11 protein-coding genes and 2 pseudogenes are annotated in these 12,878 nt (G+C 61.9%); 4 read left to right on the top strand and 9 right to left on the bottom strand.

Translation table 11 applies throughout. The features are described 5' to 3' along the window. Positions 1-176: 176 nt before the first annotated feature. Together AC0QUY_RS02530 and AC0QUY_RS02525 are read right to left on the bottom strand one after the other, a co-directional pair. Entirely contained in the window at positions 177-581 is a 405-nt protein-coding gene (locus AC0QUY_RS02530; protein ID WP_475385612.1) for a VOC family protein, read from the bottom strand. 22 nt (positions 582-603) lie between these two features. Then, complete coding sequence (locus tag AC0QUY_RS02525) at positions 604-1,077, bottom strand: methyltransferase family protein (RefSeq protein ID WP_475385611.1); 474 nt, start codon at positions 1,075-1,077, stop codon at positions 604-606. Between the two features lie 628 nt (positions 1,078-1,705). Here AC0QUY_RS02525 and AC0QUY_RS02520 point away from each other — a divergent pair. From AC0QUY_RS02520 to AC0QUY_RS02505, 4 genes and pseudogenes are all read left to right on the top strand, one after another. Further along, positions 1,706-2,170 (top strand): (2Fe-2S)-binding protein, encoded by a 465-nt coding sequence (locus tag AC0QUY_RS02520; protein ID WP_161855982.1) that lies wholly within the window; start codon positions 1,706-1,708, stop codon positions 2,168-2,170. Next, complete coding sequence (locus AC0QUY_RS02515; protein WP_475385610.1) at positions 2,167-4,407, top strand: xanthine dehydrogenase family protein molybdopterin-binding subunit; 2,241 nt, start codon at positions 2,167-2,169, stop codon at positions 4,405-4,407. Before AC0QUY_RS02520 ends, AC0QUY_RS02515 begins: the two co-directional genes overlap by 4 nt. A 217-nt stretch (positions 4,408-4,624) precedes the next feature. Then, positions 4,625-4,816, top strand: a pseudogene (locus AC0QUY_RS02510) (IS630 family transposase); the annotation flags it as partial. Between the two features lie 198 nt (positions 4,817-5,014). Then, positions 5,015-5,455, top strand: coding sequence for a VOC family protein (locus tag AC0QUY_RS02505; RefSeq protein ID WP_371419496.1), 441 nt, complete (start codon positions 5,015-5,017; stop codon positions 5,453-5,455). A 53-nt stretch (positions 5,456-5,508) separates the two neighbouring features. On the opposite strand, the pseudogene AC0QUY_RS02500 reads toward AC0QUY_RS02505, so the two are convergent. The 7 genes and pseudogenes from AC0QUY_RS02500 to AC0QUY_RS02470 all read right to left on the bottom strand — a co-directional run. Beyond that, positions 5,509-5,802: pseudogene (locus AC0QUY_RS02500) on the bottom strand (transposase); the annotation flags it as partial. 123 nt (positions 5,803-5,925) lie between these two features. Then, on the bottom strand, positions 5,926-6,234 hold the full coding sequence (locus AC0QUY_RS02495) for a hypothetical protein (RefSeq protein WP_475385609.1): 309 nt from the start codon (positions 6,232-6,234) through the stop codon (positions 5,926-5,928). Between the two features lie 123 nt (positions 6,235-6,357). After that, the gene (locus tag AC0QUY_RS02490; protein WP_161855978.1) at positions 6,358-6,579 is read right to left on the bottom strand and encodes a hypothetical protein; all 222 of its coding nucleotides are present in this window, start codon (positions 6,577-6,579) and stop codon (positions 6,358-6,360) included. A gap of 360 nt (positions 6,580-6,939) precedes the next feature. Next, on the bottom strand, positions 6,940-7,341 hold the full coding sequence (locus tag AC0QUY_RS02485; protein ID WP_246738346.1) for a VOC family protein: 402 nt from the start codon (positions 7,339-7,341) through the stop codon (positions 6,940-6,942). A 293-nt stretch (positions 7,342-7,634) separates the two neighbouring features. After that, on the bottom strand, positions 7,635-8,255 hold the full coding sequence (locus tag AC0QUY_RS02480) for a TetR/AcrR family transcriptional regulator (protein ID WP_475385608.1): 621 nt from the start codon (positions 8,253-8,255) through the stop codon (positions 7,635-7,637). A 33-nt stretch (positions 8,256-8,288) separates the two neighbouring features. Further along, positions 8,289-11,429, bottom strand: a complete 3,141-nt coding sequence (locus AC0QUY_RS02475; protein WP_475385607.1) for an efflux RND transporter permease subunit — start codon at positions 11,427-11,429, stop codon at positions 8,289-8,291. 127 nt (positions 11,430-11,556) lie between these two features. Then, positions 11,557-12,663 (bottom strand): efflux RND transporter periplasmic adaptor subunit, encoded by a 1,107-nt coding sequence (locus tag AC0QUY_RS02470; protein ID WP_475385606.1) that lies wholly within the window; start codon positions 12,661-12,663, stop codon positions 11,557-11,559. Positions 12,664-12,878 lie beyond the last annotated feature (215 nt).

Genomic DNA, 12,878 nt, shown 5'->3' with positions numbered 1-12,878 from the left:
TAAAGCGGGTTTCGAACTCAACAAAGAAATAGCGGAGTGAATTTCGTGATGACGGGATCTAGAGCGCGCGCCATGGGCGGCGATCTTCGGTATGTCGAGGACCATCCAGTTGCCGTCTCCATGGCGGCTGGTCGATCAATTCATGAAGTCTCGCCACGAGCGGCCGAGCCGAACCGTCAAGACCGAACCGGCTGCCCGATTCCCAGCAGGTTTCCTTCACTGTCGCGGAACCACGCGCCCCGCTCACCGGTACCCTTGCTGGGGTAATTCCCCCCAATCTCCGCAATTCCATCGACGGTCCTCAGGCCGGGCAGGTCATACTCCTCAAACGCAACTCCCCGCGCTCGAAGCTCGCGCATCGTCGCCTCGATGTCGTCGACTTCCCAGCCCATTTGCGTGTGCGTGCCGGATTGCACTCCGGTCGAGATGAAGATCGCAAACTCGCCGGCCGCGCAGACGTAGCGGAGCCCGCCCTCGCGCTGTTCGACCGGCTCAAGCCCGAGTTTCTCCGAGTAAAATGCCCGCGCGCGATCTAGGTCTTTGGCTGGAAGCCGAGTTGCCACCTTCGCGTCCTTTAGCATACCCTCTCTCCTTTCGTCGTCTTCATGCGCCGGTCCGGCCGCTCTGATATGGACCATTGCATGCAATCCAACCGGTGAATCGGCAGCGACCTGCGGTCTTGCACGATGCCTCATGGCGGGTTCTGTACATCCAGCGCCGCACACGCGCACGGTAGCGGCGATAGACGTGGCCGAACTTGCGATCGAGATAGGCTTCCTTGCGGGCGACTACACCGTAGCGAATGACGAGGGCGAAGGGCACCAACGTCAGCAACAGCCAGAGGCTGTTGAAGGCAATGGCCAAGCCGATCAGACCCAGGAACATGCCGAGGTAGATGGGGTTGCGCGTAAAGCGGTACGGTCCAGTCTCGACGACGGTTGTAGTCCGCAGACTGGTAGGGACGTTCGAACCGGCCTTGGTGATCGTAACGATGGCCCAAGCGAAAAGTGCCAGCGCGAGGACAAACACCATCGCACCGAGCCAGCCTGCAAGCAGTTCGGCGGGCAGGAACGGCAAGGCACGAGCCAGTTGAGCGCAAGCCCGGCAACGACCGCAAGCCCCCATGCGAAGGGCGGCCGAATAATGACTTGAGCAGTATCCGCCGTGCCATCCATGACAGGACTGTGAGTCCAAGGTCCATGTCTACTTCACCTCGCAGAGTACCAAACACCCCAGCCGTCGTCATCGCCGAAAGGATTGTTCCCGACCCTCGCTGCGCTCGGGGCGTCCCCCGCCGCAAGTCCCATACGGCAGGGGAGGGTGGCGGGGCCGAAAGCCGCTAGGTGCGAGCGAGTGCTGCGCGGATGTGAATCTCAACAATCAGCTAAAGCGCGATCGCGATTCGATCCGGACCAAATGACGCGCGAATGTCCGCGGTAGAGTATCTCAGACTCAATTCTGGCGTCGCCCAATGTCGCAGGAGCGCCGGCAGCGGACGCAGCTTCACACGCTTCGAAGCCGATCTGCTCACTCGTTAGTCAATGGGACGGCGCCGCATCGATTCAAATCAAGATCATCTTGCAAGTCTTCGTGATCTTCATGACAGCGCCAAGACTTTGGCGTAGGTTGCCGCAACTGTCACGTGACGGGCAACTATGCCGGCGCGGTCAAGGACCGTTACGCCCCGAGGGGCTCCGGAGGTCGCATGCAGCTCATCGTCAACGGCAAGACGCATCAGGTTGACGTCGAAGACGAGATGCCACTGCTATGGGTCTTGCGCGACGTACTCGGAATCACGGGACCCAAATATGGCTGCGGAGTTGCGATGTGCGGCGCCTGCACGGTGCATGTTGGCGGCGAGGCGGTGCGATCCTGCTCGCTGCCGGCCACGGACATTAAAGGCGACATCACCACGATCGAGGGATTGGGCACGCCGGAGGCGATGCATGTCGTGCAGAAGGCCTGGCTAAAGCACCAGGTCGCGCAATGCGGCTATTGCCAGTCCGGCCAGATCATGACGGCCGCCGCGCTGTTGAGAGTCAACCCCAACCCGAGCGACGACGACATCGACCAGGCGATGTCGGGCAATCTGTGCCGCTGCGGCACTTATCCGCGGATCCGCGCCGCGATCAAGACCGCGGCGCGCGAGCTCAAGGGACGCGCGACATGAGCAGGCTCGGCACGATCGCGCGACGTACATTCCTGATCGGCTCCGCGGCGATCGCAGGCGGCGTCGCGTTCGGTGTTTATGCGTACAAACGCGAGCCGGAGAATCCGCTGTTGGGGCAGCTCGGCGATGGGCAGGTCGCGCTCACGCCCTACGTGCGCATAGATCAGACCGGGGTGACCATCATCACGCCGCGCGCCGATGTCGGGCAGGGCGTCGCGTCGGTGCTCGCGGCGCTGGTTGCGGAAGAGCTTGATGTCGCGTGGAACGACATCAGAACTGATTTTGGACCGCCGAGTGCCGCTTACTACAACGGCGCGGTGACGGCGGAAGGCCTGCCATTTGCCGCGACCAACGACGGTCTGATTGCTCGCCAGGCGCGTGTCGTGGGCGATGCCATGAGCAAGTTCTTGAGCCTGCAGATCACCGGCGGATCGTCGACCGTCCCCGACGCCTATGAGAAGATGCGCCTTGCTGGCGCGGTCGCGAGGGACGTCTTGCTGCAGGCCGCCGCAAAGCGGACCGGCATCGCCAAGGAGGAACTGAAGACCAGCGACGGCAGCGTGATCACGCCACGCGGCGAAGCGCTCAGCTACGCATCCCTGGCCGCGGACGCCGCCCGGATTGATCCGCCGAAAGATGTCCGGCTCAAGCCCGAGGCGGAGTGGCGCTATCTCGGCAAGTCAATGCAGCGCGTCGACATCATTGCGAAATCAACGGGGACGGCCACATTTGGCATCGACATCAAAATGCCCGGCATGGTCTACGCCACGGTGCGCACCAATCCGAGAATCGGTGGCGGCATCAAGGGTTTTGATGCCAGTGCAGCCGAGAAGTCGAGAGGCATCATCGCGATCGTGCCGATCACCGGTGGCGTCGGCGTGATCGCCGACAACACCTGGCGCGCCTTCAAGGCGGCAAGTCTGATCAAGTGCGATTGGGGACCATCGCCCTATCCATCATCCAGCGCGGCCATGTTCCAGACGGTCGCTGCGTCCTTCACGGCGGAACGCAAGGACAGCCGGCTCAAGGATGACGGCGATGTGGAGGCGGCGCTGCAGGTTGCTGGCGTGCTCGAGGCCGAGTATAAAGTGCCATATCTTGCACACGCGCCGCTCGAGCCGATGAATGCCGTGGTCCAGTTGAAGGACGGCCGGCTCGACATCTGGACGGGGACGCAGATTCCGCTGTTCGTGGTTGCAATGGCGGCTGAGGTCACGGGGCTCCGCACCGAGAACATCCACCTGCATTCCCTGTTTTCGGGCGGCAGTTTTGGCCGGCGCCTCGAACACGATTATGTCCGCCAGGCGGTCGAATTGGCGAAGGCGCATCCCGGACGCCCGATCAAGATGACCTGGACGCGCGAGGAGGACATGAGTCACGACGTCCCGCGTCCGCTCGGCATGGCGCGCATGCGCGGCGCGGTCAAGAATGGCAAGGTCGAGGCCTATGATCTTAAGCTCGCTTGCCCTTCGGTGACTGCCTCGTGGTTTGGCCGGCTGGGCATCCCGACCTTCGGACCCGACACCGCCATCGTCGCGGGTGCCTGGGATCAGCCGTTCCGGATTCCGCACTATCGCGTCACCGGCTATCGCGTCCCGGAAATGGTGCCGGTCAGCTCATGGCGCTCGGTCGGCGCGTCCGGCAACGGCTTTCTGCACGCCTGCTTCCTTGACGAGCTGATCCGCGCGGCGGGCGCCGATCCACTGAAGGAACTGATCCGGCTCTGCTGGCACGAGCCGTCACGCAAAGTGCTGGATGCAGTGGGTGAGATGTCAAAGTGGGGCAGCGATCCCGGCAAGGACCGCGGGCGCGGCATCGCGTTCACGCTGTCGTTCGGCGTGCCCGTCGCGGAAGTCGTGGAGGTCACCAACACGCCGCGCGGTATCAAGATCGACAGGGTGTTCGTCGTGGCCGACGTCGGCAAAGTGCTCGACCCCGAGAATTTCGAGAATCAGGTCCAGGGTGGCGTCATCTGGGGACTCGGCCACGCCATCAATTGCGAATTGACCTATAAGGACGGCATGCCCGAGCAGACGAACTTCCATGCCTACGAAGGCTTGCGTCTCTACCAGACGCCGGTGATCGAGGTACGCGCGACCGACAACGGCAGCGCCATTCGGGGCATTGGCGAGCCTCCGGTTCCGCCCGCCGCGCCCGCGCTCGCCAACGCCATCTTCGCCGCCACCGGCAAACGCATCCGCGAATTGCCGCTGAACAAGCACATCGATTTTGTGTAGATTCCATGCCGTAGGGCGGACTGCGAGCTAGTCATCTGGAATGCAAGTTCGTCACATAAATGAGCGCTGGGACGTCCGGAGGAGAGCGCTTGTGGCGAGTGCAGGTGTGAGAGGCTGGCCGATCGCGCTGTTAGTGCTGAGTGCGCAGGAGCGAGCGTACTTGGAGAGGCATCTGAGCGGTGCCGGGCGATCCTACGGTGTGCGGACGGCTAACCAAGAACTCACCAGAAAGCAGATCCAGCGAGGTGTCCACACCTCCGTCAGGCAGCTTGAGGCCGACATCCGTACCTTCATCGACCTGCACAACAAAAACCCGAAGCCCTTCAAATGGACCAAGTCCGCCGACCAGATTTTGGCTTCCGTCGAACGCTTCTGCCACAAAGCTCAACAGACTTTATGTGGCGAAATTCACGTGCCTAGGGTGTGGACTCACAAATCCTGCTTCGCGCCGCTTAACCTATGTCAAAGCCCCACCGATTGGCCCATGTACTCAAGCGAAGCGGCCAGGTTGATTCCGCATGTCCCCAAGAGCGGCACGATAAACGGACATCGCCGGAGGTCCGAGTCTGGCCATGAGCCGACCTTCGGACGTAATTGATTGTTGCCAGTGGTATTTTTCAGAGATCAATCTATCGATTGTTTGGCCGGAGAAGAACCCGTGAAGCGCACGTGGACGATCATTGGCGTAGCTGACGTGTCGCAGAGCTTCAGGTGGTACCAGTCGCTACTTGGCCTGCCTGAGACGGCTCCTGCTCACGACTACTTCGGGCAAATCGTCGACTCGGACGGAACAGTCTTGCTCTGTCTCCACGAGTGGGGAGCCCACGAGCATCCCTCGTTGACAAGTCCCCACGACGCTAAGCCTGGCAACGGCCTCCTCTTGTTCTTCCGGGTCGACAACTTTGATCAAGCTTTGCCAAGGGCGCGCGCGCTCGTCAGCCGACTGGAAGAAGAGCCACATGTAAATCACAACACTGGAACTGCGGAGTTTTCGCTCCGAGATCCTGACGGATACTACGTCACCATCAGTGCGCTTGATCCGGCGTAACCCCTCCATCGAGCCGACAAGTTCCGGCAAGCTGCGTCGCTGGAAAATGCCGCTCACGTGGAACGTTCCCGCATGTCCGTGTTGGGTCCAGGCTGTGTAAAAACACGGGTGCTAGGGGTTGGTGCGGCGCCAACGCCCAATATGCTCATTGCCCTTTTCATGTTGTAGGCGAGGACGTGCAACGCCATTTCGGTACCGACGTGCTTAAGTGTCTTCGTCTGGAAGTGCGTCGATCCCATCCAGGACTTTATCGTACCGAAGGGATGCTCGACCGTCTGGCGACGCAGACGCATCTTGTCCGGGTTGCGATCAAGCCGCGCTTGGACGGCCTCAAGGACGGCTTCGTGCTACCAGCGTGATAGGCCGGCAAGAAGCCGGCCAAGGAAGCGGGTGCGAAAAAACCTGCCGCCAAACCCCAGCGCAAGTCGACATAAGAGGGATTGCGCGCAGCAACGACTCGGTCCGCGCGGTCAGCCGAGAGGTCGGGTTTGTCTGAAATGGAAGCCGCTAGGAGTGAACCTGCGGGCCACAGCGCGCGTCTTGTCCTCGCATGTCTCCAGCGCGATCTTCTGGGCGAGCATGACGTCTCCGATCGGCAGCGCGCCGATCGGCATGAAACACAACCCCTCCTGCAGGCGACCTCTTTCGTCGATCTCGCACACGTTCACCGAGGCCCCGGCGTGGATCCTGTACCGCTTTCCGCTGTCGCTTCCGACGACCTCAAAGTAGCCCCTTTTGCCGAACTGCTCCCGCTGGCTCGGCGACAGCCATTTTTGCAATAGCCGCAGTGATCGGCCCTCCGGCGTGCCCTCGGCGCCGTGCCTGATGAAAAGGGCTCGCGTCGCTCTCTTGCGGGAGAGACCACCTGGCGGCAACGGTCGAAAGCCGAACATGAAGGCCGACTACCCGCCGACCAGCCTGGGGAAGAAGACGGTCTCTTCCGCGTTTGGGTCGAACGATCGGATCTGGGAGACCTGACCTGGACCGGTCCGGACCGCGGCGGTGAAGCCGACCTTCGTCAACTCGTAGAACCGCTGCTCGGCCTTCGCCAGTTCTTTTGCGTCGTGGGAGTTGAAGGGATGACGGCTGTCGCCGGTGCGGTCCATCACGATCTGGATTGCCATGATTGCCTCCTCGGATTGCTATGATAGCCAAGGACCTCGATCCAGTATCGGGCCGAAGTCGTGTTCTTTCAAGACAAGAACATTCCATCGAAACATGTTGGTCGTCGGCTGATCGCGGCGGGTGCACTCAGAGCCGCCGCCGACAGGTCCTCCGCCCGCAGGTTTATGGTGCCCATTCCACGCACTCCTTTTCCCACGCGGTCGAGATGTTTCTAAGTGCGCGGCGGGCGCTGGAGTTTTCACACGACCAAGACCCGAAGCGGACATCAAACGTCATTCAATCACCTCAGGGCGCGCAACAGGAACGCCTTGGGCATCGACCTCTCTTTCCTCCTCCCTATTCCGTCTTCGGGGGGCATGTTAATTGCGCGGAATGGGCTGAAGCATGCTTACGCGGTTGCCCTCCGTGTCAAAGAATGAGACGTACTGGCCCACGCCCGGAATCTCCAACGGCTCACCCAGTACCGTGCCACCGGCATCAGTCACTTGCCTCATCGCGGCCTGAATGTCATCGACCGCGATGACGAGCGAAGGATATTGCGCCGGCCAGTCGGGCTTTTTCGGGAAGAAGCCACCATTGATCGCGCCTGGCTTCTTAGGCCCGCTCTCGTCCGTTTCGGTTGTGGTGGCAAGGACATAGTTTCCCATCTCCTCCCCAAACATCTGTGTCTGCCAGCCAAATACGTTTTGATAGAACTTCGCCATGCGCTCGCGGTCGTCGTAGGGCATTTCGAAGTGAACGACAGAGTTCATTTTGCTCATGATGGTCCTCCTTGCGATTGTTCGAGACGTTCGAGGCGACGCCGCCGCGGGCGCTTCACGGCCCGGCCAGTTCCCCCTTCCAGAACACGCGCCAGCGCTCGACCGCATGGCGCGAATCGAGCCCTTTCAATTCGCGAGTTCGCGCTGTGACTGGCTCCCGATGCAGGATCTCCCAAAGAGCCGTCGCACGCGCTCTCGCGAGGCCCTACATCATTGCGAACGCAGCGAGGCAATCCAGAGAGCTGCGATAGAAGGCTGGATTGTTTCGTCCGCCGCGCTCCCCGCAATGCTAATCAGTTCGCCCCGCCTGTCCCTTTCGCACGCGAAGCGAGGCTCGCGAGGATAAAGTCGATCATCTGGTTGATCGACGGCCCCGGCTTGGTGGCGCACTGCGCGATCATCTGCGGATGGAAGAAGCGCATCATCGCGGTGCAGGTGCATCCCGCCGCGAGCGGCACGTCCGGAGCCTCGAATTCACCCGACGCGACGCCCTGGGCGATAATGCCGACGATGCTCTCGGTGATGATTTGCATGTGCGCCACGCATACGTCCCAGCTCTCCTCCATCGCGATCGCCACCATCTCGTGCAGCTTGGAATCACCGACATAGCGTTCCGAGTTCATGCGATGAACGGTGGTCAACAGCTCGCGCAGCCGATCGGCCGCTGAGCCCGGCCTGATCACGATAGCGTGGGCGGCGTCTTCGACTTCGCCCATCAGGCCGCGCGCGACGCCCTCGTTAATCGCCTTCTTCGAATCGAAGAAGCGATAGACGTTGGCCGGGCTCATACGCAGCTCTTTGGCGATGTCGGCGACGGTGGTTTTCTGATAGCCGATTTCGCGAAACAAACGCTCCGCCACCACGAGAATCCGCTCCCGGGTGTCGCTTTCGATATGTTCCGAAACCAGCGTCATGTGTCAGGACTCAGATTTGTCTTCAATGTTCAATTATTCAGCCGCTTCAGCAAGCGGAATTGCCGGGCGTGCATTCCCGTCATGCAGCCTTGCGGAAGCAGCCTCTTCACCCGTGCCGCTTTCCTCCAGGCTCTTGCGGAACCACAGGGCATAAAGGCCCGGCAGGTACAGCAGGGTCAGGAAGGTTGCAACGAACAAGCCGCCCATGATGGTGATCGCCATCGGGCCCCAGAACGCCGAACGCGACAGTGGGATCATCGCCAGGATCGCGGCCAGCGCCGTCAGCACCACCGGGCGGGCGCGCCGGACGGTGGCCTCGACGATGGCTTCCTTGCGGGTCAGGCCGTGGGAGACGTCGGTTTCGATCTGGTCGACGAGGATTACCGCGTTGCGCATGATCATCCCGGCCAGCGCGATCAGTCCGAGCAGCGCCACGAAGCCGAAGGGCTGGTTGGCGACGTTCAACCCGAGCGAGGCGCCGACGATGCCGAGCGGAGCGGTGAGGAAGACCAGGAACAGGCGCGAGAAGCTCTGCAGCTGGATCATCAGCAGCGTCAACATCACCATGACCATCATCGGGAAGAGGATGAAGATCGAGGCGTTACCTTTGGCCGATTCCTCGAACGCGCCGCCCGGCTCGATCCGGTAGGCCGGCTCGAGATGGTTACGGATCTCCTGCAGCTTGGGCGAGATCTGGTTGGTGACGTCGGGCGCCTGCACGCCGTCGACCACGTCGGAGCGCGCGGTGATCGCCATGTCGCGGTTACGCCGCCACAGAATTGGCTCCTCATGCGCATATTCGATTTTTGCGATTTGCTGCAGCGGCACAGCCACTCCGTTCCTCGACGTAATCGTCAGATCGCCAACGCGGCCGAGGTCGAGCCGCTCGGACGGCACGGCGCGGGCGACCACGCCGACCTTCTCGATGCCGTCGCGGATAGTCGTCACCGGCGCGCCGGAGATCAGCATGGCGAGCGCCTGCGAGACGTCCTGCGGGGTGAGGCCGAGCGCGCGGGCACGGTCCTGGTCGACGACGAGCTTCAGATAGGGCGACTGCTCATTCCAGTCGAGCTGCACGTCCTTGAGGTTCGGGTTCTGCCGCATGATGTCGCGCACCTGGTAGGCGATGTCGCGCACCTTGCCTGCGTCGGGGCCGATCACGCGGAACTGGACGGGGAAGCCGACCGGCGGACCGAAATTGAAGCGATCGACGCGCACGCGTGCCTCGTTGATCGCGCCATTGGCGACCGCGTGCTCAATCTTGGCCTTGACGCGCTCGCGCGCCTCGACGTCCTTGGAGAGGATCACGATCTCGGCAAAGGCCTCGTTCGGCAGTTGCGGGTTGAGGCCGAGCCAGAAGCGCGGCGAGCCCTGGCCGACATAGGCGGTGTAGGTCGAAATGTCCCTATCGCCTTCCAACAGCTTCTCCGCGTCCTTCACCGCCTTCTCGGTGACGTTGAAGGCGGTGCCTTCCGGCAAGCGAAGCTGCAGGAACAGTTCGGGACGCTCGGAGAGCGGGAAAAACTGCTGCTGGACGTTGCCGAAACCGACGATGGAAGCGAAGAACACGCCAACGGTCGCCACCACCACCTTGATGCGATGGTTGACGCACCACTGCACCACGGCGCGCAGGCCGCGATAGAGACGCGTCTCGTAGATCGCATGCGGATCGTGGGTGTGGTGCACCTTCATGTTCGGCAGCAGCTTGACGCCGATATAGGGCGTGAAGATCACGGCCACGAACCAGGACGCGACCAGCGCGATCGCGACGATCCAGAAGATGCCGCCGGCATATTCGCCGACCGCCGAGTTGGCGAAGCCGATGGGCAGGAACCCGGCTGCCGTGACCAGCGTACCAGTCAGCATCGGAAACGCCGTGGATTCCCAGGCAAAGGACGCGGCACGGATGCGATCCCAGCCCTGCTCCATCTTCACCACCATCATTTCGACCGCGATGATGGCGTCGTCGACGAGCAATCCCAGTGAGATGATCAGCGCGCCCAGCGTGATGCGGTGCAGGTCGAGCGACATCGCGCTCATGACGATGAAGACGATCGCGAGCACGAGCGGCACCGACGTTGCGACCACAATGCCGGTGCGCCAGCCAAGCGCCACGAACGAGACGAACAACACGATCGCCAGTGCCTCGATGAAGGAGTGCATGAACTCGCCGACCGCATGCTCGACCACCTTCGGCTGGTCGGCGATCCGCTCGACATCGATGCCCTGCGGCACCGCCTTCATGAAGTCCGCGGTCGCCTTCTCGACGTCCTTGCCGAGCTCGAGGATGTTGGCGCCTTTGGTGGTAACGATGCCGATGCCGAGCGCGGGCCTGCTTTCCTGGCGAACCGTGAAAGTTGGCGGATCAACGAAGCCATGCGTTACGGTTGCAATATCACCCAAGCGGAACACGCGGCCATTGCTCTCAACCGGGGTTTCGGCAACGGCTTTCACGCCGTCAAGCGCGCCGGTGACGCGCAGCGGCACGCGCTGCGACGACGTTTCGACCGTGCCGGCCGGGGTGACGTTATTCTGCTTGGCAAGCGAGTCGAACAGCGCCTGCGGTGTGACGCCCAGCGTCGCAAGCTTGGCGTGGCTGAACTCGACATAGATACGCTCGTCCTGGGTGCCGTAGAGGTTGACTTTCTTCACCCCGGGCACCCGCAGCAGCCGCTGACGAAAGCCTTCCGCGGCCTTCTTCAGCTCGGCGTAATCGGCGCCGTCGCCGGTCATCATATAAAGGATCGAGTCGACGTCGCTGAATTCGTCATTGACGACAGGGCCAAGGATGCCAGATGGCAGTTGCCCCTGCACATCGTCCAACTTCTTGCGCAGCAGGTAGAACAGGTGCGGCACGTCCTTGGGAGACGTGTAGTCCCTGAACGTGACCTGCATCGCCGTGAACGACGGCTTGGAATAGGTCTGAACCTTCTCGAAGAACGGCAATTCCTGCAGTTTCTTCTCGATGGGATCGGCGACCTGGGTCTGCATTTCCGCTGACGTCGCGCCCGGCCAGATCACGGTGACGTTGACCACTTTCACCGTGAAGAACGGATCCTCGGCACGGCCGAGCCGCTGATAGGAGAAGAAGCCGGCCGCGCCGAGCACAATCATCAGGAACAGGATCAGCGCCGGATGACTGACCGCCCAGCCCGAAAGATTGAAGCGTTTCATCGCACTCTCCAACGATGATCCCGAGATCGTCATTGCGAGCCAAGCGATCAACCCAGGCCTTAAGTCGGCAATTACTGGATTGCTTCGTCGCGTTGCTCCTCGCAATGACGGGACACGGTTTTCGACTTCAGAACGACAGCGACGACACAACCCGCACCTTCTGGGCGGCGTCGAGCTTCTGCACGCCAAGCGCGACAACCTTCGCGCCTTCGTCGACGCCGCCGGTGATCACGACGTCGTTGCTTTCGTAAGCCTTGACGGCAACCGGCCTCTGCGTCACGTCGCCGTGGTCATCGACGACATAGAGCGAGGGATTGCCGCCTTCGTTGAACAGCGCCGACAATGGCAGCCGCGCGACGCGCTGGGTCGCAGGATCTGTGAGTGTCAGCGTCGCCGTCATGCCGAGCGAAACCTTGTCATCGGCTTCCGGCAGCGAGAATTTCGCAAGATAGGTACGCGTGGCCGGATCGGCCGCGGGCGCGATCTCGCGCAGCTTCGCGGCGTATTTCCGGTTCGGCTCGGACCATAGGGTCACGCTCGCCGTGCCGTCTTTGGCGCGGCCGACCAGCGTCTCCGGGATCGCGACCACGGCTTCCTTTTCGGCAAAGCGCGCGACCCGAATGGCCGTCTGGCCAGAGGCCACGACCTGACCCGGCTCGATCAAGGTGGCGGTGACGACACCGCGGCTGTCGGCGACCAGCGTCGCGTAGGAAAGCGAGTTCTTGGTGAGATTGACCGAGCGCTCGGCGCGATTGAGCCGCGCACGCGCCTCATCGGCGGCGGCGCGGCTTTGATCGAACTGCGCATCGGTGGTCCAGCCCTTGGCGCGTAGATTCTTGGCGCGCTGTTCGGCGGCGCCCGCCTGGGCCAGCACCCCGGTGGCGGCGCTGAATTCGGCCTCGGCCTGTTCGGCCTGCAATTTCAGATCAACCTCATCGAGGGTCGCGAGCGGCTGGCCGACATCGACGGTCTGGCCTACTTCCACAAGGCGCTTCGCCACCTTGCCGGGCACCCGAAAACCCATGTCGGCCTCGACCCGCGGCCGGATTGTGCCGACAAAACTGCGCTCAGGCTGCTCAGCCTCGTAATGCGCGGTGGCGACCAGAACCGGGCGAGAGGGCCCGACTTTTTCGGCAACCGTCTCATAGCAGCCGGCCAAGAAAACCGCCAGCAGTGCCAGCAATGCCCCCACTAACAGTCTGGAGTAGCTCGACAAAATCGACTGGACCAACATCAGACACTCCTTTGTGCTGAGGCTGATGAGAAGTATCGAGTGCTCACTGATAAATGTCAATTATCGTCAATAGACACTAGTGCGTGAACATTACGTAATGTCCTGGGCGAAAGCGCGCGGGAGCAGCAGCCGCCTGAATGGTGTCGGCCCGGAACCGGGCTTCGATGAGGCCAGTCTTACCGGCGGTCCGAAAGGACGCTGTCCAAGGAAATGAG

It is taken from the genome of Bradyrhizobium sp. WYCCWR15520, from assembly GCF_056174665.1.
Note: the sequence above shows the minus strand (reverse complement) of the source record. Positions and strands in the feature narration are given on the sequence as shown.